This is a genomic window from Acidimangrovimonas sediminis (assembly GCF_002871005.1).
Taxonomy (GTDB): Bacteria; Pseudomonadota; Alphaproteobacteria; order Rhodobacterales; family Rhodobacteraceae; genus Acidimangrovimonas; species Acidimangrovimonas sediminis.
On record NZ_PHSN01000010.1, the window covers coordinates 140,551 to 160,121 of the forward strand.

At 68.3% G+C, this 19,571-nt stretch carries 14 protein-coding genes; 8 read left to right on the top strand and 6 right to left on the bottom strand.

What is annotated here, in order from left to right; translation table 11 throughout:
* Positions 1-154: 154 nt before the first annotated feature.
* The 5 genes from CVV76_RS10695 to lexA all read left to right on the top strand — a co-directional run bounded on the left by CVV76_RS10695 (position 155) and on the right by lexA (position 5,476).
* Complete coding sequence (locus CVV76_RS10695) at positions 155-2,182, top strand: divergent polysaccharide deacetylase family protein (protein WP_102224630.1); 2,028 nt, start codon at positions 155-157, stop codon at positions 2,180-2,182.
* 9 nt (positions 2,183-2,191) lie between these two features.
* A complete protein-coding gene (gene trpC / locus CVV76_RS10700; protein ID WP_102224631.1) occupies positions 2,192-2,998 on the top strand; it encodes an indole-3-glycerol phosphate synthase TrpC in 807 nt (268 codons plus the stop codon).
* Entirely contained in the window at positions 2,998-3,474 is a 477-nt protein-coding gene (gene moaC, locus CVV76_RS10705) for a cyclic pyranopterin monophosphate synthase MoaC (protein WP_102224632.1), read from the top strand. The genes trpC and moaC overlap by 1 nt, the downstream gene beginning before the upstream one ends.
* Positions 3,471-4,655, top strand: a complete 1,185-nt coding sequence (locus CVV76_RS10710) for a molybdopterin molybdotransferase MoeA (RefSeq protein WP_102224633.1) — start codon at positions 3,471-3,473, stop codon at positions 4,653-4,655. The genes moaC and CVV76_RS10710 overlap by 4 nt, the downstream gene beginning before the upstream one ends.
* 89 nt (positions 4,656-4,744) lie before the next feature.
* Entirely contained in the window at positions 4,745-5,476 is a 732-nt protein-coding gene (lexA, locus tag CVV76_RS10715; protein WP_102224715.1) for a transcriptional repressor LexA, read from the top strand.
* On the opposite strand, the gene CVV76_RS10720 is transcribed toward lexA, so the two are convergent.
* The gene (locus CVV76_RS10720) at positions 5,470-7,641 is read right to left on the bottom strand and encodes a ComEC/Rec2 family competence protein (RefSeq protein WP_233192808.1); all 2,172 of its coding nucleotides are present in this window, start codon (positions 7,639-7,641) and stop codon (positions 5,470-5,472) included. The two genes, lexA and CVV76_RS10720, sit on opposite strands and share 7 nt — an antisense overlap.
* A gap of 77 nt (positions 7,642-7,718) precedes the next feature.
* Here CVV76_RS10720 and gltX point away from each other — a divergent pair, with 77 nt between their 5' ends.
* Complete coding sequence (gltX, locus tag CVV76_RS10725) at positions 7,719-9,179, top strand: glutamate--tRNA ligase (RefSeq protein WP_102224635.1); 1,461 nt, start codon at positions 7,719-7,721, stop codon at positions 9,177-9,179.
* A gap of 49 nt (positions 9,180-9,228) precedes the next feature.
* Positions 9,229-10,524, top strand: coding sequence for a citrate synthase (locus tag CVV76_RS10730; protein ID WP_102224716.1), 1,296 nt, complete (start codon positions 9,229-9,231; stop codon positions 10,522-10,524).
* Between the two features lie 127 nt (positions 10,525-10,651).
* On the opposite strand, the gene CVV76_RS10735 is transcribed toward CVV76_RS10730, so the two are convergent.
* The 4 genes from CVV76_RS10735 to uvrA form a co-directional block, all read right to left on the bottom strand.
* Positions 10,652-11,431: an enoyl-CoA hydratase-related protein gene (locus CVV76_RS10735; RefSeq protein ID WP_102224636.1), complete on the bottom strand. Its 780-nt coding sequence runs from the start codon at positions 11,429-11,431 to the stop codon at positions 10,652-10,654.
* Between the two features lie 66 nt (positions 11,432-11,497).
* Positions 11,498-11,983 (bottom strand): cytochrome c-type biogenesis protein, encoded by a 486-nt coding sequence (locus tag CVV76_RS10740; protein ID WP_102224637.1) that lies wholly within the window; start codon positions 11,981-11,983, stop codon positions 11,498-11,500.
* Positions 11,980-13,962 (bottom strand): heme lyase CcmF/NrfE family subunit, encoded by a 1,983-nt coding sequence (locus CVV76_RS10745; RefSeq protein WP_102224717.1) that lies wholly within the window; start codon positions 13,960-13,962, stop codon positions 11,980-11,982. Before CVV76_RS10745 ends, CVV76_RS10740 begins: the two co-directional genes overlap by 4 nt.
* A 228-nt stretch (positions 13,963-14,190) precedes the next feature.
* Positions 14,191-17,064: an excinuclease ABC subunit UvrA gene (uvrA, locus tag CVV76_RS10750; RefSeq protein ID WP_102224638.1), complete on the bottom strand. Its 2,874-nt coding sequence runs from the start codon at positions 17,062-17,064 to the stop codon at positions 14,191-14,193.
* A 363-nt stretch (positions 17,065-17,427) separates the two neighbouring features.
* Between uvrA and CVV76_RS10755 the strand changes: the two genes are divergently transcribed.
* Complete coding sequence (locus CVV76_RS10755; protein ID WP_102224639.1) at positions 17,428-17,805, top strand: rhodanese-like domain-containing protein; 378 nt, start codon at positions 17,428-17,430, stop codon at positions 17,803-17,805.
* A 228-nt stretch (positions 17,806-18,033) separates the two neighbouring features.
* Here the strand turns inward: CVV76_RS10755 and lpdA are convergent, their stop codons facing one another.
* Entirely contained in the window at positions 18,034-19,428 is a 1,395-nt protein-coding gene (gene lpdA / locus CVV76_RS10760) for a dihydrolipoyl dehydrogenase (protein WP_102224640.1), read from the bottom strand.
* Positions 19,429-19,571: the final 143 nt, after the last annotated feature.

A 19,571-nucleotide genomic window follows, 5' to 3' on the forward strand; every position in this document is an offset into this window, starting at 1 on the left:
CCCGGCGCCCGTGTCGATAGGGGGTGAACCCGGTTCCGTGTCGCGCTATAAATGGTCAGAGCCGCGCGCCCGGGTCAAGGGCGGTCGGGGTCCTTCCCGGGCCCCGTGCAGGAAACAGGCGGCAATCGAGGCTGGACAGGGTCACGGAGGCAGGATGGCCAAAGGCGTGGTAAGCGGGGCGCTCGCGGGCGTCGTCGTGTCGGTACTCGGGCTTGGCGCGCTGTCCGAATTCGGCCCGCCGCCGGGGCGGCGGCTTTCGCCCGCCGCAACCCTGCGCCCTGCGCCCGTGCTCCCTGCAACCGTGCCCTCTGCGCCCGCGCCCGCCGAAACAACCACCGCCACGCCCGAACCTTCGCCCCAGCCATCGCCGGAGGAATCATCCGGCGCATCTTCCGGTACAAGCACGACACCCTCGAAGACCCCCGCGCCCGAGACCTCTACCGCAACGGCGGAACCGGCGCCCGAACTGACGACCGCGCCCGCCCAAGACCAGGCGAAAAGCGCAGAAGCACCCGCCGCGACCAGCCAGCCGGAAACGGCGGCGGAAGGCGCGGATATGCCGTCACAGACCGGCTCGGATGCGCAAGCCGCCGGGACGACACCGCCGGAAACCGCACCCGACGCAGCGACCGCCCCCGCCCCCGCCCCCGAGGCCGATACCGCCGCCGTGGCAAGCGTGGCACCCGGGACAGACGCGGCCGAGGCCAGGCTGCCGTCGTCCTCGACGCCCCCGGTCGCCGCCGCCGGCGGGTCGCAGCAACCGCCCCGCACACCGGCGGCGGAAGCGGCTCCTGTGGGCGCCGCCGGCACCCCGGCGCCCGTTCCGCAGGTCGCGCAGGCGGGCAGCGTCCGGGCCCCCGCGCCGGACGGTACGGAGACGTCGCAGATCACCGCGCCCTCGGCCGAAGCCCCCCTGACCGGCCTTCCGCCCGCGGCGCCCGCTACGCCCTCCAAGGCGGGCGACAGCCCAGAGATCCTGACCCCGCCACCCGCGGTCAGCGCCGGGGCCACCGCTCCCGGCGCCCCCGCGATGGCCGAAGCAGATGCCCCGCCACGGGGGCCGGCCCCCGGCAGCCCCGCGGATCGCCCCATCCTGGCGGCACCGTCGGGCCCGATCGCCGCCCAGCCCGGGCAACCCGCCCCCGAGGTCTCGGATGGTCTTCCCAAGGCCGACGGGCCGCAGCCGCGCATCCTCAAGATCGGGCGCGATGCCGGAACCGAAGACGCACCCGCAACTGCCGACACCCCGGATGCCGCGGCGCCCCTGCCCGGCACCGCCTCCGGCCCGCCCAGTGTCGCGGGCGCGCCGAAACCCGGCTTTGGCCAGCGGGTCGCGGGGGTGACCATGGGGCGGCTTCCGACGATCTCGGAGAATGCGCGCCCCTCGGGCCAGGCTGGCGAGACCGGCGTACAGACCGCCCCGGCCCCCTCCGCCGTCGTGCCCGCCCCCGGCCGCCGCATCGTGCTGCCGCCCGGGGCCGCCACGCAGGCCACGCCGGCGCCGGTCGCCCCTCAGGCCGCGGTCAGACGCTATGCCAGCGACTTTTCCAACCCCGACAGCAAGCCGGTTCTGTCGGTGATCCTGATCGACACCGGCGGCACGCTCGACCGTGCCGCCCTTGCCGCGCTGCCGCTCCACATTACCTTCGCCATCGACCCCACCAGGCCCGGCGCCGCCGAGGCGGCCCAGCTTTACCGGGCGGCCGGACACGAGGTGCTGATCCTCGCCGACGGCATCCCCGCGAACGCGACCGCCACCGACCTTGCCACGATCTTCGAGGGCTACCGCGCGGCTCTGCCAGAGGCGGTCGGCGTCCTCGACCCGGCGGAGGGCGGGTGGGAGGCCGACCGCCCGCTTTCGCAAAGCGTGGTGGACGAGATCCGCGACCGCGGCCTCGGCCTCGTGACCTACGGCAAGGGCCTTGATGCGGCGGCGCAGATCGCGCAGGCCGCCGACGTGCCGGCGGCCCGGATCTATCGCCGACTTGACGCGGATGACGAGAACCCCGAAAAGATCACACGTTACCTAGATCGCGCCGCCTTCAAGGCCGCGCAGGATGGCCGCGTGGTGGTGATCGGTCACACCCGGCCCGACACCGTGACCGGGCTGAAGGACTGGGCCGGCGATGTCCGCGCCCGTACCCTTGCCATCGGCCCGGTGACCGCCGCGCTCAAGCCCTGAAGGATTCAGATGTCTACCATTCTCGACAAGATCAAGGCCTACAAGCTCGACGAGGTGGCCGCCCGCAAGGCCACCCGTCCGCTGTCCGAGGTCGAGGCCGCGGCCCGCGAGGCAAGCGCGCCCCGAGGCTTCGCGGCGGCGCTGAAACGGGCCTCCGAGACCGGCTACGGGCTGATTGCAGAGATCAAGAAAGCCAGCCCTTCCAAGGGCTTGATCCGGCCCGACTTCGACCCGCCCGCACTCGCGCGGGCCTATGAGGCGGGCGGCGCAACCTGTCTGTCGGTGCTGACCGACACCCCCAGCTTCCAGGGCGCCGACAGCTTCCTGACCGAGGCGCGCGCCGCCTGCGCGCTACCCGCGCTGCGCAAGGATTTCCTCTACGATACCTATCAGGTGGCCGAGGCCCGCGCGCTCGGCGCCGATTGCATCCTGATCATCATGGCCAGCGTCTCCGACGCCCAGGCCGTCGAGCTCGAAGACGCCGCGACCGCCTGGGGCATGGATGTGCTAATCGAGGTGCATGACGCCGAAGAGCTGGATCGCGCGCGCGCTCTGAAATCCCCGCTACTCGGCGTAAACAACCGCAATCTCAGGACGTTCGAGGTCACTCTTGACACGACGCGGGCGCTGTCCCGGGACCTGCCGGAGGGGCGGATTCTGGTCTGCGAAAGCGGCCTCTTCACCCCCGGGGATCTGGCGGACATGGCCGGCTACGGCGCCCGTTGCTTCCTGATCGGCGAAAGCCTGATGCGGCAGGACGACGTTGCCGCCGCGACCCGCGCCCTGCTTGCCGCCCCGGTGGCGAGGGCGTCGTGATGCCGCTTACCCATTTCGACGCCGAGGGCCATGCGCATATGGTCGACGTCTCGGACAAGGCCGTCACCGACCGTATCGCGGTGGCCTCCGGGGCTGTGAAGATGTCCGCGGAAACCCTTGATCTCATTGTCGAAGGTCGCGCCAAGAAGGGTGATGTGCTGGGCGTCGCGCGGCTGGCCGGGATCATGGGGGCCAAGCGGACCTCGGACCTGATCCCGCTGTGTCATCCATTGCCGGTCACCAAGGTCGCGCTTGACCTCGTCCCCGATCCGGCACTGCCCGGCATCCGCATCACCGCGACGGTCAAGACCTCGGGCCAGACCGGGGTGGAGATGGAGGCGCTGACCGCCGTATCCACCGCCGCCCTCACGATCTACGACATGGTGAAGGCGGCCGACCGCGCCATGGTCATCGCCGACATCCGCCTCGACCTGAAAGATGGAGGAAAATCTGGTCGTTACGAGGTGAAGCGGTGATTTCAGTCGACGAGGCCCTCGCCCGCGTCCTGGCCCTGGCGGCGCCCCTGCCGGCCGAGGAGATCGCGCTTTCCGAAGCCGCCGGCCGGGTGCTGGCCGCCCCGGTCGTCGCGCGACGCGACCAGCCGCCCTTCGCCGCCTCGGCCATGGACGGTTATGCCATCGGCGACACGTCGGCAGGTCCGGGCGCCCGCTTTCGCGTGATCGGCGAGGCAGGCGCCGGTCACGGCTTTCCCGGCCCGGTCGGTCCCGGCGAGGCGGTGCGCATATTCACTGGCGCGCCGCTTCCGGAAGGCACGAACCGCGTTGTAATTCAAGAAGATACAAGCCGAAGCGAAGACATCGTCACTCTCGGCGACAGCCTGGACGGCGGACTGAATGTACGCCCCGCCGCGGCGGATTTCAGCGTCGGCGACAGGCTGGACGCGCCGCGGCGCCTGCGCCCCGCCGACCTGGCCCTTATCGCGGCGATGAACGCTCCGCGCGTGACGGTCTCCCGGCGTCCCGTCGTCGCCCTGATCGCCACGGGGGACGAGCTGGTGATGCCGGGCGAAACGCCGGGCCCGGATCAGATCATCGCCTCGAATACCTTTGCGCTCAAGGCCATGGCCGAATCCGTGGGCGCCGAAGCGCGGCTTCTGCCGATCGCCCGAGATACCGAGGCGGAGCTGCGCCTGACCCTCGACCTTGCCGCCGACGCCGACCTGATCGTGACCATCGGGGGTGCCTCGGTCGGCGATCATGACCTGGTCGGCAAGGTGGCCGGCGACATGGGCCTCGACCGCGCCTTCTACAAGGTGGCGATGCGTCCGGGCAAACCGCTGATGGCCGGAACATTGCATGGCACTCCGATGCTTGGCCTTCCCGGAAATCCGGTTTCATCAATTGTTTGCGGGCATCTCTTCATGTTGCCGGCACTGCGCGCGATGCAGGGTTTGACTGAGGTTTCCCCGCGGCCGCTCCCTGCGATTCTAGGCGCGGATGTCGGCCCGACCGGCCCGCGGAAACACTACATGCGCGCCCGCCTTGCCCCCGGCGAGACCCTGCCGCGCATCACGCCCTTTGACAGCCAGGACAGCGCGCTGCTGACGATCCTCACCGAGGCGGAGGCGCTGCTGATCCGTCCCGTGGGCGACGGACCGCGCAAGGCGGGCGAAACGGTGCACTATCTGCCGCTCTGAGCCGCCTTTGCGAAGGCTTGACACAAAAACGGAACGCGAATAGAACATTTGACGAACTCTTCTGCTTGGCCCTGACGGAGGCGCTGAACATGCTGACCCGCAAGCAGCTGGAACTGCTGGATTTCATCAACAAGCGCCTGAACGCCGACGGTGTACCGCCCTCTTTCGACGAGATGAAGGAGGCGCTGGACCTGCGCTCCAAGTCCGGGATCCACCGGCTGATCACGGCGCTCGAGGAACGCGGGTTCATCCGTCGGCTCGCGCACCGTGCCCGGGCGATCGAGATCGTCAAGCTTCCCGACGCGCTTTCCGGCGCGACAGCCAAGGCGACAACCGCGGCGGCACCGGCTTTCGCGCCCAGGGTTCTCGATGGTGGCCAGCGCAGTGCGCCGACGCCGCCCGCCGACCCTGTGGCCATGCCGATCGAGGCGGTGCATGCGCTGGAGCTGCCGGTGATGGGACGGATCGCGGCCGGAACGCCGATCGAGGCGATCGAACATGTGTCGCATCATGTCGCGGTGCCGGGTTCCATGCTCGGCGGAGCGGGGCAGCATTTCGCGCTTGAGGTGAAGGGCGATTCGATGATCGAGGCCGGGATCAACGATGGCGACATCGTGGTGATCCGCGCCCAGGATTCCGCCGACAACGGCGACATCGTGGTGGCCCTGGTCGACGATCAGGAGGCAACGCTGAAGCGGTATCGCCGCAGGGGCGGGACGATCACGCTCGAGGCCGCCAACCCGGTGTATGAGCCGCGCGTTCTGCCCGAAGGCCGGGTCAAGGTGCAGGGCCGTCTTGTCGGCCTGATCCGAAGCTACTGATCCGCGGCCGCCGTCTGGCCCGTGTTTTTCGCTGCTGCGCCACCCTGATGGTCGCGTCGGCGTCGGGTCGAGGGTGAAGGCGCGGTCCAGGGCCGCTGCCCTGCCACACCGTTCGCTGTTCGGATACTGAAGGATGAAGCGCCCGCCGCCACCGTGTCGGCACCGTGTCCATCGACAGAATTGTAAAGCGCGACAGCCCCGCTGACACCAAGCGACGTCGCGTCGAATAGCAGGCAATCGCGCGGTGGCTCGGGAACGCGGGCGTCGGTGATCACGATGGCCCCCGGGGTGCAGGCATCGGCCACGGCCTGCGCAGCCCCCTTTCCCTTCAGGACAATGCCGTCCTGCCCCGCAAGGCGAAAGCGGCGCGCGGCGGGCGAGCCGTCGAAGCCGTTCCTGCCCGCGGCCGCTGCCTGATCGGCGGCATCGCCGTCATTCTCCAGCCAGCGCAGCGCAGTGAAGCCGGCGCCGCGCGGCGCGGACAACGCCCGCCCCGCCGGTGTCTCAAGACCTGCGAGCGTTCCCTCGCCCGCGATCAACAGTTCCGGGCGCGTGGCCAGCCCCCAGCCGATCAGGGCCACGGCGATCGCCCCGACACCGGCCAGCCGCGCCACGCCGCGCATAAGCATGGCCACAAGCGCCCCCATCGCGAGCGACGGCAGCACCCAGGCCGGCGGCGCGGGCACCGGTACGACCGCCCCCGGAAGCCCGGCGACGACCCCGGCCACGGACAGGATCCAGCCCGCCCCGAGGCCCATCGCCCACAGCACAGGCGCCGCAAGGCCCAGCGGCGCCAGAAGCGCCGCGATCACCGCGGCCGGCATCACGACAAGCCCCATCACTGGCACCGACAGCAGGTTCGCGAGCAACCCGTATTCTGCGATCCGGTTGAAAGTGGCCGCCGCGATCGGCGCGGTCGCCGCCCCCGCCACGAAGGAGGAAAACAGGAGCGTTCCCGCAGCGCGCAGGGGCTTTGGCACCCGCGCGCCGCGCCCGCGCAGGGCACCAAAGGCCGCGACCAGCGCGGTGGTGGCAGCAAAGGACATCTGGAACCCGGGTTCCGTCAGGCTCTCGGGTTGCGCGATCAGCAGGATCAGGGCGGCCAGCGCGACCGACCGCAGGGTCAGCGCCCGGCGGTCGGCCAGAACCGCCCCCAGCATCACCGCCACCATGACGAAGGCGCGTTGCGTCGCGATGCTGCCGCCCGACAGCAGGAGATAGGCGGCCGCCGCGCCAAGCGCCCCGACCGCCGCGATCTTCTTCGCCGGAAGTCGCAGGCCGACCGGCGGGACGGCGGCCAGCGCCAGCCGCAGCGCGCCGAATACGAAACCCGCCAGCAACCCCATGTGAAGCCCCGAGATCGCCAGCAGATGCGCGAGGTTCGAGGCGCGCAGGTCATCGGCCGTCGCGCGGTCGATCCCCGACCGCTCGCCCGTGGCGACCGCGGCGGCGAAGGCCCCCGGCTGCCCGGGTATCCGGGCCCGTATCGCCTCGGCCAGCCGGGCCCGAAGCCGGTCGACAGGCACCCCGGAGGCCGGCTGCCACAAGACCGCGGGGCTGGTCGCGTAGCCGGTGGCGCCGAGGCGGTCGAACCAGGCCATCCGGCGAAAGTCGAACCCTCCGGGCTCGGCCGGACCCGGGGGCGGCGACAGATGGGCGGTGACGGAAATCACCTGACCCGGCTCAGGGGTGATCCCGGGGATCCGCGCGCGCAGGGTGACACGCACCCGCGCCGGAGTGGCCGCGCGTGCGATACCGGGCAGGAGCACCCGGTCCAGCGTGACGCGCGGATAATCCGACAGCGCCCGGTCGATCACCACCACCCGCCCCGTCACCGGCCCGTAAAGATGCCGGCCGAGCACCGGCGCCGCGACAAGGGCGCTTCGCCCCCCCGCAGCCAGCATCCCGCCCGCAATCAGCGCCAGGGCCAACGCGACCGGCCGCCAGCGCGGCCCCGCCGCCCAGGCCCAGGCCAGCGCCGCCGCGAATGAGGCCGCGATCGCGGCCCATTCCGCAAGGCCCGGCTCCACCGGCAGCGCGAAGTAGCCGCCGATTCCGAACGCGAGGCAAACCGGGGCCCAAGGCAGCAGCAACCCGCGCGCGGCGACCAGCCTGTCCAGCGGATGGGACCACATCAGGGCCCCGAGGCGTGCCCGGGTTCCCACTCTTGTTCTCCGGCCTCCTCTTGCCTAGACAGTCGCCAAACCTACCTCCCGCCTGGTTACCGAAAGGTTAACGCCCGATGCCCGCCGACCTCTCCGTCGACACGCCTGTCGTCACCCGTTTCGCCCCCTCGCCGACCGGCTACCTCCATATCGGCGGCGGCCGCACGGCGCTGTTCAACTGGCTCTACGCCCGCGGCCGCGGCGGCAAGTTCCTGCTCCGGATCGAGGATACGGACCGCGCCCGTTCCACCCCCGAGGCAACGGCGGCGATCCTGCGCGGCCTCGAATGGCTGGGCCTCGACTGGGACGGCGAGCCGGTCAGCCAGTTCGAACGCGCCGACCGCCACGCCGAGGTGGCGCGCGATATGCTGGCCCGCGGTGCGGCCTACAAGTGCTTTTCCACGCAGGAGGAAATCGAGGCGTTCCGCGAGGCCGCCCGGGCCGAGGGCCGCTCGACCCTGTTCCAGAGCCCCTGGCGCGACGCCGATCCCGCGACCTTCCCCGACGCGCCCTACGTGATCCGCCTCAAGGCGCCGCGCACCGGCGAGACCGTGATCGCGGACGAGGTGCAGGGCGACGTGACCTTCCGCAACGACCAGCTCGACGACATGGTTTGTTTACGCTCGGATGGTACGCCCACCTACATGCTTGCCGTTGTCGTCGACGATCACGACATGGGCGTCACCCATGTGATCCGGGGCGACGACCACCTGACCAACGCCGCCCGGCAGACGCAGGTCTACCAGGCGATGGAATGGGACGTGCCGGTGTTCGCCCACATCCCGCTGATCCACGGCCCCGACGGCAAGAAGCTGTCGAAACGGCACGGCGCGCTGGGGGTCGAGGAATACCAGGCGATGGGCTACCCGTCGGCGGGGATGCGCAACTACCTCGCGCGGCTCGGCTGGAGCCATGGCGATGACGAGTTCTTTACCGACGCGCAGGCGAAGGCGTGGTTCGACCTCAAGGGGATCGGCCGTGCGCCCGCCCGACTCGACTTCAAGAAGCTGGAGAACCTCTGTGGCCAGCACATCGCCGCGGGCGAGGATGCCGCACTGCTGCATGAGCTGGAGGCCTACCTCGCCGCCGCTGGAAAACCGGCGCTGACGCAGGGTCAGAGGGAGGGCCTGGCGCGGGGCATGTACTGCCTGAAAGAGCGCGCGAAAACCTTCCCGGAACTTCTTGAAAAAGCTCACTTTGTGTTGACAGACCGGCCGATCGACGCGGACCCCAAGGCGGCCAAGGCGCTGGACACGGTATCCCGTGGTATACTGTCGGAATTGACGCCGCAGTTGCAAAGTGCTAGCTGGACGCGAGACGCGCTGGAAGCCGTCGTCGCCGGGGTGGCCGAGACGCACGGTCTGGGTCTCGGCAAGCTGGCGGGGCCATTGCGCGCCGCGCTGGCTGGGCGCACGGTCACACCCAGTGTCTTCGACATGATGCTCGTCATCGGGCGCGACGAAACGATCGCGCGCCTTGACGACGCAGCGGGCCCGAACGCGGAGGCGCCGGAGGCGCAGCCGGGGGCCCGGGCCTGACGTTCATGCGCCGCGCGCAGACCGCGCCGGCAAAAAGGAGAGGATGACGATGGCGGATACCGACAAGAAAGCGACGCTGCAGTTCGACGGAAAGACGATCGACCTGCCGATGAAGAGCCCCACCGCGGGCCCGGACGTGATCGACATCACCAAGCTCTACGCGCAGGGCGACGTCTTCACCTACGACCCGGGCTTCACCTCGACCGCATCCTGCGAGTCGACCATCACCTTCATCGACGGCGACAAGGGGGAGCTTCTCTATCGCGGCTACCCGATCGACCAGCTCGCCGAGAAGTCGAACTACCTCGAATCGTGCTACCTGCTGCTCTACGGTGAACTGCCCACCAAGGCGGAGTACGAGGACTTCACCTATCGCGTGACCCGTCACACGATGGTGCACGAGCAGATGCACAACTTCTTCCGTGGTTTCCGCCGTGATGCCCACCCGATGGCGACCATGGTCGGCGTCGTCGGGGCGATGTCGGCCTTCTACCACGACAGCACCGACATCACCGATGCGCACCAGCGCGAGGTCGCCTCGATCCGGTTGATCGCGAAGATGCCGACGATCGCGGCGATGGCCTACAAGTATTCGGTCGGCCAGCCCTTCGTGTACCCGCGCAACGACCTCGACTATGCGTCGAACTTCCTCAACATGTGCTTCTCGGTCCCGGCCGAGCCCTACAAGATCGAGCCGGCGCTGGCGAAGGCGATGGATCGCATCTTCCTGCTGCACGCCGATCACGAGCAGAACGCCTCGACCTCGACGGTGCGCCTGGCGGGCTCCTCGGGCGCGAACCCCTTCGCCTGCATCGCGGCCGGCATCGCCTGCCTCTGGGGCCCGGCGCACGGTGGTGCGAACCAGGCCTGCCTCGAGATGCTGCGCCAGATCGGGTCGGTCGACAAGATCCCGGAATACATCGCCAAGGCCAAGGACAAGAACGATCCGTTCCGCCTGATGGGCTTCGGCCACCGGGTCTACAAGAACTTCGACCCGCGCGCCAAGGTGATGAAGGAGAGCGCCGACGAGGTGCTGGACCTTCTGGGCATCAAGGACAACGAGACGCTTCAGGTCGCCAAGGAACTGGAGAAAATCGCGCTGGAGGACGACTACTTCGTCGAGAAGAAGCTGTATCCGAACGTCGATTTCTACTCGGGCATCATCCTCGAGGCGATGGGCTTCCCCACCTCGATGTTCACCCCGATCTTCGCGCTGTCGCGCACCGTCGGCTGGATCGCCCAGTGGAAGGAAATGATCGGCGACAAGGGCCAGAAGATCGGCCGCCCGCGGCAGCTTTACGTTGGCGAGCCGGCGCGCGATTACGTCGACATCTCGACCCGCTGAGGCGGCTGGAGACCGGATCGGAAGGGTCGCCTGCGGGCGGCCCTTTTTTCGTCGAAAAAAGGAAGGGCGAGCGGCTGTCTGCCCCTCCTCGCGCCCCCCGAGTGTATCTCTGCCAAGGTGAAGGGGATCAGGCGCCGGTGAAGGCGGGTTTGCGCTTTTCGAGGAAGGCCTTGACCCCTTCGGCGAAATCGGCGGAGCGGCCGCAGGCGCCCTGCAGCCTTGCCTCGAGCGCGAGCTGGGCCTCAAGGTCGTTTGCGGGGCTGGCGCGCAGGGCTTCTTTCAGCGCGCGGTAGGCGCCCGTGGGGCCCTTGGCGAGATGGGCGGCCCGGGATTGCCAGTGGGCGGCGAAATCGGCATCCGGGACGGCTTCCCAGATCATGCCCCAATCCGCCGCCTGGCGAGCAGTGATCTTGTCGGCGAACAGTGCCGCGCCCATGGCGCGGGCCGAGCCCACGAGCCGCGGCAGGACGTAGGTACCACCGGCGTCGGGGATCAGCGCGATCCGGGTGAAGGCCTGGAGGAAGACCGCGCCTTCCGTGGCGATCACCACGTCGCAGGCCAGCGCGATATTGGCCCCCGCCCCCGCCGCCGCGCCGTTGACAGCGGCGATCGTCGGGATCGGGCTGTTGACGATCGCACGCAGGACAGGCGCATACTCCTCGGTCAGCGTCTTTTCGAGATCCAGGTCCGAGGTATCCTCGCGGTCGCCAAGGTCTTGTCCGGCGCAGAACCCGCGCCCGGCCCCGGTCAGCACCAGCACGCGCGCGCCTTGGTCCGGGGCCGCGGCGATGCAGGCGGCCAGTTCGGCGCGCATCGCGGGTGTCAGGGCGTTCATCACGTCGGGCCGGTTCAGGGTCAACACCCCGATGCCGTCGGTGACCTTAAAGGTGATCGTCTCGTAGGCCATGGCGCCCCTCCCTCTTCCGAGGTCACCTTAGGGGCGTGGGAGGAAGGGGAAAAGAGGGACTGCGCGTCACTCGCGCATGATCTCGGCGAGGCGGCGCTCTTCCTCGGCGTCGAGGCCGGGGCCGCTCTCGCCCGCGCGCCGCCGGCGGCGCTGGGTGACGATTGCGATGACGGCGCCCGCGACGAGCATGGCAGGCCCGGCGATCCAGAGGATCAGGTTGGCGCCGCGGGTGTTGGGCTTCAGCAGCACGTATTCGCCGTAGCGCGCGACGATGTAGTTGACGACCTGGCTGTTGGTATCGCCCGCCAGGATCCGCTTGCGCACCAGCACCCGCAGGTCATGCGCAAGCGCGGCGTTCGACTCATCGATATCCTCGTTGCGGCAGACGAGGCAGCGCAGCCCCTTCGAGATCTCTCGCGCGCGGGCCTCAAGCTTGGGGTTCTTCAGCATCTCGTCGGGTTGCACCGCCAGCGCAGGCGTCGCCAGCAGGATCGGCAGCGACACCGGCGAGAGCAGCGCGAGGATCAGCGCGATACGGGCGAGGTTCGTCATTCCGCGGGCACCGGGTCCTGCGGCGCCGGGGCGGCCCTGCGTGCGCCCGCGGCGACCCGGTAGCGCCGGTCGGAAAGGCTGAGCGCGCCGCCGAAGGCCATGATCAGCGCGCCGCCCCAGATCCAGACCGCAAAGGGCTTGATGTAGGTGCGCACCGCGTAGCCGCCCTGCTTCTGCGGGTCGCCAACGACGACGTAGAGGTCGCGCGTCAGGCCGGGCCGGATCGCCGCCTCGGTCGTGGGCATGCCGGCCACCGGGTAGAACCGCTTTTCGGGGTGCATCACCGCGACCTGATGGCCATCGCGGGTGACGATCACGTCGGCGGTCTTGGCGGTGTAGTTCGGCCCCTTGGTGTCATGCACGTCCTTGAGCGTGATGTTGTAGCCCCCGACGTCGTAGCTGTCGCCAAGTTGCGCCACGCGGATATCCTCGACCTGCCAGGCCATCACCGCGGCGATGCCGAAGATACTCAGCCCCAGCCCGCCATGGGCCACCGCGCGGCCCCAATCGGCCCGCGGCAGCCGCGCCAGACGGCCCAGGCGGGCGCGGAGACCGCCGCGGCCGGTGCGGCTCATCAGGTCGACGGAAGCGCCGAAGACCAGCCAGACGCCGAGACCGAGGCCGATCGGCCCGAGCGCGCTGTGCCCGCTCTGCATCGCGTAGACCAGCAGTGCGATGGCCAGCGCCAGCGCCAGCCCGCCCCAGAGCGGGCGCATGACCCGGCCCAGGCGCCCCCGTTTCCAAGGCATCAGCGTGCCGAGCGGCAGGATGATCGCCAGCGCCACCATGAACGGCGTGAAGGCCATGTCGAAGAACGGCGCCCCCACCGAGAGCTTGCGGTTGAACGCGAGCTCGGCGATCAACGGCCAGATCGTGCCAATGAACACGACGAAACAGGCCACCGCGAGAAGGACGTTGTTGGCCACCAGCGCGGTCTCGCGGCTGACGGTCGAGAATACGCCCTTGGCCTCCATCGCCGGGGCGCGGATCGCGAAGAGCGTCAGTGCGACCCCCATGAAGGCCGCGATCAGCGCCAGGATGAAGACGCCGCGCGTCGGATCGGTGGCAAACGCATGGACCGAGGTGATCACCCCCGAGCGCACGATGAAGGTGCCGATCAGCGAGAAGCCGAAGGCGAGGATCGCCAGCAGGATCGTCCAGCTCTTCAGCGCCTCGCGCTTTTCGACCACGATCGCTGAATGCAGAAGGGCAGCGGCGATCAGCCAGGGCATGAAGCTGGCGTTCTCGGTCGGGTCCCAGAACCAGAAGCCGCCCCAGCCCAGTTCGTAATACGCCCAGAGCGAGCCAAGCGCGATGCCGATCGTCAGGAACAGCCAGGCCGTCAGCGTCCAGGGCCGGACCCAGCGCGCCCAGGCGGCATCGACCCGACCCTCGATCAGCGCCGCGATCGCAAAGGAGAACGACATCGAGAGGCCGACATAGCCGAGGTAGAGGAACGGCGGATGGAAGGCGAGGCCCGGATCCTGCAGCAGCGGGTTCATCCCCTGCCCGTTCATCGGCGCCGGATCGACGCGCCAGAACGGGTTCGAGGTGAACAGGATGAACAGGTAGAACGCCACCCCGATCAGCGCCTGCACCGCCAGCACGCGGGCCTTGAGCGACGGCGGAAGATTGCCCCCGAACCAGGCGGCGCAGGCCCCGAAAAGCGACAGGATCAGCACCCACAGCAGCATGGAGCCCTCGTGATTGCCCCAGACGCCGGCCACCTTGTAGAGCATGGGCTTGAGCGTGTTCGAATTGTCGACCACCAGCCGCAGGCTGAAATCATCGGTGACGAAGGCATAGGTCAGGGCCGCGAAGGAGAACGCCACCAGCAGGAATTGCGTCGTCGCCGCCGGCTCGGCCAGCGCCATCCAGCCCGGCCACCCCTTGTGGGCGCCGATCAGGGGAAGCACGGTCTGCACGACCGCGACGAAAAGCGCCAGCACCAGCGCGAAATGGCCGAGTTCTACGATCATGCGCGGATCATACCCCCGCCGCGCGGTCACGCCAATGCCCTGCGCCCACCTGTCGCGGCCCGCGCGATCACGATTGCCCGCCCCATATCCCACGCAGACAGGACCAGCCGTTACGCGGCGCGCACCCCGCCCATGGCCGCGCCCCGGCAGCTGTCCTCGCTCAGCAGGTACGCCCGTCTTTCTGCTCTCAAATATCCCGGGGGGTGCAGGGGGCAGCGCCCCCGCCGGTCACTCGGCCGCCACCTTCTTGCGCGGCTTGAGCATATCCTTGAGGTAGCGGCCTGTGTGGCTGCCCTCGACGCCGGCCACCTGTTCCGGCGTGCCGGTGGCAACGATGGTGCCGCCGCCGTCGCCGCCCTCCGGCCCGATGTCGACGATCCAGTCGGCCGTCTTGATGACATCAAGGTTATGCTCGATCACCAGCACGGTGTTGCCCTGCTCCACCAGCTCGTGCAGCACTTCCAGAAGCTTGCGCACATCCTCGAAATGCAGGCCCGTCGTCGGTTCGTCGAGGATATAGAGCGTCCGCCCTGTGGCGCGCCGCGACAACTCCTTCGAGAGCTTCACCCGCTGCGCCTCGCCGCCCGAAAGCGTCGTCGCCTGCTGGCCGACCTTGATGTAGCCAAGGCCCACCTGCACCAGCGCATCCATCTTCTCGCGGATCGAGGGGACGGCGGCAAAGAACTCCTGCGCATCCTCGACCGTCATATCAAGAACGTCGGCTATGCTCTTGCCCTTGAACTTGATTTCCAGGGTCTCTCGGTTGTAGCGCTTGCCCTTGCAGGTCTCGCATTCGACATAGACGTCGGGCAGGAAGTGCATCTCGATCTTGATGACGCCGTCGCCCTGGCAGGCCTCGCAGCGGCCGCCCTTGACGTTGAAGCTGAAGCGCCCGGGTTTGTAGCCGCGCGCCTTGGCTTCTGGCAGGCCCGCGAACCAGTCGCGGATCGGGCCGAAGGCACCGGTATAGGTGGCCGGGTTCGAACGCGGGGTACGGCCGATCGGGCGCTGGTCGATGTCGATGACCTTGTCGAGATGCTCGAACCCCTTGATCGTCTCGCAGGGCGCGGGCGTCTCGCGCGCGCCGTTCAGGCGCATCGCGGCGGTCTTGTAGAGGGTCTCGATCGTCAGGGTCGACTTGCCGCCGCCGGACACCCCGGTGACGCAGACGAACTTGCCCAGCGGAAACTCCGCGGTCACGTCCTGCAGGTTGTTGCCCGTGGCCTTCACCACGGTCAGCTTTTTGCCGTTGCCCTTGCGCCGCTTGGCCGGCACCGCGATCTCGCGCGTGCCCGACAGGTATTGTCCGGTCAGGCTGGCCGGGTCATCGGCGATCTGGTCGGGCGTGCCATGCGCCACCACCTGCCCGCCATGCACCCCCGCCCCCGGCCCGATGTCAAAGACGTAATCGGCGTGGCGGATCGCATCTTCGTCATGTTCAACCACCAGCACGGTATTGCCCTGGTCGCGCAGGTTCTTCAGCGTCTGCAACAGCCGGTCGTTGTCGCGCTGGTGCAGGCCGATCGACGGTTCGTCGAGGACATAGAGCACCCCGGTCAGCCCCGACCCGATCTGGCTTGCCAGACGGATCCGCTGGCTTTCCCCGCCCGAAAGCGTGCCGGCCGCCCGGCTCATCGTCAGGTATTCGAGGCCCACGTTGTTGAGGAACCCCAAACGCTCGCGGATCTCCTTGAGGATGGCGCGGGCGATCTCGTTCTTCTGGTTGGTCAGCGCCTCGGGCACCGTCTCGATCCAGGCGTGGGCCTCCTTGATCGACATCTCGACCACATGCCCCACGTGCAGCAGGTTGTCCGCCGTCCCGATCTTCACTGCCAGCGCTTCGGGCCGCAGGCGATAGCCGCCGCAGGCGCCGCAGGGGCGGTTGTTCTGGTAGCGTTCGAATTCCTCGCGAACCCAGGCGCTGTCGGTCTCGCGATACCGCCGCTCCATGTTCGGGATCACGCCCTCGAAAGCGCGGCTGACCTCGTAGACGCGGCCGCCCTCGTCATAGCGGAAACGGATCTCCTCGCCGCCTGAACCATGCAGGAAGACCTGTTTGACGTGCTCGGGCAGATCCTTCCAGGGCGTTTTCTTGTTGAATTCGTAATGCTTGGCGATGGCGTCGATGGTCTGCAGGAAATAGGGCGACTTGCCTTTGCGCCAGGGCGCCAGCGCGCCGTTCGCCAGCGTCAGCGCGGCGTCGGGCACCACGAGGCGTTCGTCAAAGAACAGCTCCACCCCCAGCCCGTCGCATTCCGGGCAGGCGCCGAAGGGCGCGTTGAAGGAAAACAGCCGCGGCTCGATCTCTGGGATCGTGAAGCCGCTGACCGGACAGGCGAATTTCTCGGAGAAGGTGGTGCGCTCCGGCTCCCCCTCGCTGGGCGCGGTCTCGAGGATCGCGATCCCGTCGGCAAGGTCGAGCGCGGTGCGCAGGCTGTCGGCAAGCCGCGTCTCCATCCCCTCGCGCACGACGATCCGGTCGACCACCACGTCGATGTCGTGGCGGAACTTCTTGTCCAGCGTCGGCGGGCTGTCGAGTTCGTGGAATTCCCCGTCCACCTTGACCCGCTGAAAGCCCTGCTTGCGCAACTCGAGGAATTCCTTGCGGTATTCGCCCTTACGATCGCGCACGATGGGGGCCAGCAGATAGGCGCGCGTGCCCTCCTCCATACCCATGATCCGGTCGACCATGTCCTGCACCTGCTGCGCTTCGATCGGCTGGCCGGTGGCGGGACTGTAGGGGGTGCCGACGCGGGCAAAGAGCAGGCGCAGGTAATCGTAGATCTCGGTCACCGTGCCGACGGTGGAACGCGGGTTCTTCGACGTGGTCTTCTGCTCGATCGAAATCGCGGGCGAAAGGCCCGAGATATGATCGACATCAGGCTTCTGCATCATGTTGAGGAACTGGCGGGCATAGGCCGACAGCGACTCGACATAGCGGCGCTGGCCCTCGGCATAGATCGTGTCGAAGGCCAGCGAGGACTTGCCCGACCCCGACAGCCCGGTGATCACGACCAGCTGGTCGCGCGGGATATCGACGTCGATCCCCTTCAGATTGTGCTCGCGCGCGCCGCGCACTTCGATCTGTTTCAGCTCGGCCATACCGGTCCCCTGCTCCACCGCAGAACAGATAGGGGATCATCTCCGAGTCTCCAATGATAAAATGCGAACATTAAGAGAACATTTACCAATGCGCCGCAGGTTTGCTCAGGGAGCGCGCAGTCCCGCAGCAGATCCCCCGGCGATTCGCTCCCCCCGGCGCCTGGGTCGATCGCCCGGGACTGCGCGTTTCCACTCTGCCCACGAAGGCGGCGCCGGGTGGGAAGGCATGGTTGGAAGCTGAAAGAAGGTGACGCACACGACAATCAAATTCACTATTTTGCATACTTCTGTTGGCAGAGGCTTGATTGACTCTGCCGCCTGCTCCAGATCAGGGACAACGCACTCCATGCGAAGGGAAACGCGATGCTCTCATTTCTCCGGCCTTCGGGTCCCCGGGTCGAACGGATCAGCGGCAAGGATGCCGTGGCACAGGCCGCTCAGGGCGGAATGCTGCTGATCGACGTGCGCGACGCGGGGGAATTGCGCGCGACCGGCAAGGCGAAAGGTGCGCTGCACATCCCGATGTCGGTTCTGGCGCTGAAGGCCGACCCCAAGGCGCCGGATACCGACCCGACGCTCAAGGCGGCCTTCGAGGCGGGAACGCCGGTCGCGCTCTATTGCGCTTCGGGCGGGCGCTCGCAGATGGGCGGGAAGACGCTGGTCAAGCTGGGCTATGCCAAGGTCTACAATATCGGCGGACTCGCGGACTGGCGGGATGGCGGCGGCGCGCTGGAACGCTGACCCCCGCTTCGGAACAAGACGCGCAGGGGTCCTGTGCCTATGCCGGGCCACCTTTTGAGTAACATGTGCCCGAGTGCCACGTGACCGCTGGCGCGCCAGTCGCCCGGTAGAAGGACGCGGCACTGCGCCAACTTGCGGCGTTCGGCGGCCGATCGCCGAAAGAGGGGTGCGCAGGGTGCGTTGAAACGCACCCTGCCGGTTTCAGCATCGGGACCGGCTGCGCCCGGATCAGAAGTGGATCGCCCGGCCGTAGGCGTCGAGCACGCTCTCGTGCATCATCTCGCTCAGCGTCGGGTGCGGGAAGACCGTGTTCATAAGATCCTCTTCCGTGGTCTCCAACTGGCGGCCGACGACATAGCCCTGAATCAGCTCGGTCACCTCGGCACCGACCATGTGGGCGCCCAGAAGCTCCCCGGTCTTGGCGTCGAACACCGTCTTGATCATGCCCTCGGGCTCCCCCAGCGCGATGGCCTTGCCATTGCCGATGAAGGGGAACTTGCCCACCTTCACCTGATAGCCGGCCTCCTTCGCCTTGGCCTCGGTCATGCCCACCGACGCCACCTGCGGCGCGCAATAGGTGCAGCCCGCAATGGAACCCGGCTTCACCGGATGCGGGTGCTTGCCGGCGATCAGTTCCGCCACCATCACCCCTTCGTGGCTCGCCTTGTGGGCCAGCCACGGCGCGCCGGCGATATCGCCGATCGCATAGATCCCCTCGACCCCGGTGCGGCAATATTCGTCGACCACGACGTGGGTGCGGTCGACCTTCACGCCCAGGCCTTCCAGCCCCAGCCCCTCGACGTTGCCGACGATGCCGACGGCCGAGATCACGGTGTCGAACTCCTTGGTCTCGGTCTTGCCGCCGCTCTCGATATGGGCGGTGACCTTCGAGGCCGCACGGTCGAGCTTCTTCACCGTGGCCTTCTCCAGGATCGTCATCCCCTGCTTCTGGAACTGCTTCTTGGCGAAGGCCGAGATCTCGGCATCCTCCACCGGCAGGATACGGTCCATCACCTCGACCACCGTGGTCTCGGCGCCCAGGGTATTGAAGAAGCTGGCGAATTCGATGCCGATCGCGCCGGACCCGATGACCAGGAGCTTCTTCGGCTCGTGCGGCGGCTGCAGCGCGTGCTTGTAGGACCAGACGCGTTTGCCATCGGCCTCAAGCCCCGGCAGGTCGCGCGCCCGCGCGCCAGTCGCCAGCACGATGTGCTTCGAGGTCAGCTCCTCGGTGCCCTTGTCGGTCTTGACGGTGACGCTGCCCTTCTTGGGCAGCGTGGCCTCGCCCATGATCACGGTGATCTTGTTCTTCTTCAGCAGGTGCCCCACGCCGGACGACAACTGCTTGGCCACCCCGCGCGAGCGTTTGACCACGGCGTCGAGGTCGTAGCCGAACTTCTCGGCGCTGAGGCCGAAGTCCTTGGCACGGTGCATCAGGTGATAGACCTCGGCCGAGCGCAGGAGCGCCTTGGTGGGAATGCAGCCCCAGTTGAGGCAGATGCCGCCCAGGTGCTCACGCTCCACGACGGCGACGTTCAGCCCCAGCTGCGCCCCGCGGATCGCCGCCACGTAGCCCCCCGGCCCCGCGCCGATCACGATCATGTCGAATGCCTTGGCCGCCATCTGAGCCCTCCTTGCAGAAAGTAGTTTGGTATTAAACTATTTCACACGGGGCGGCAATCCACCCCGTGCAGCTGTCTCCGGGTCGCCCCGGTCCTGCCCCGTTCGGGGCGGATCCGGCGCGCCGTGCAAGCCCGCGGTCGACG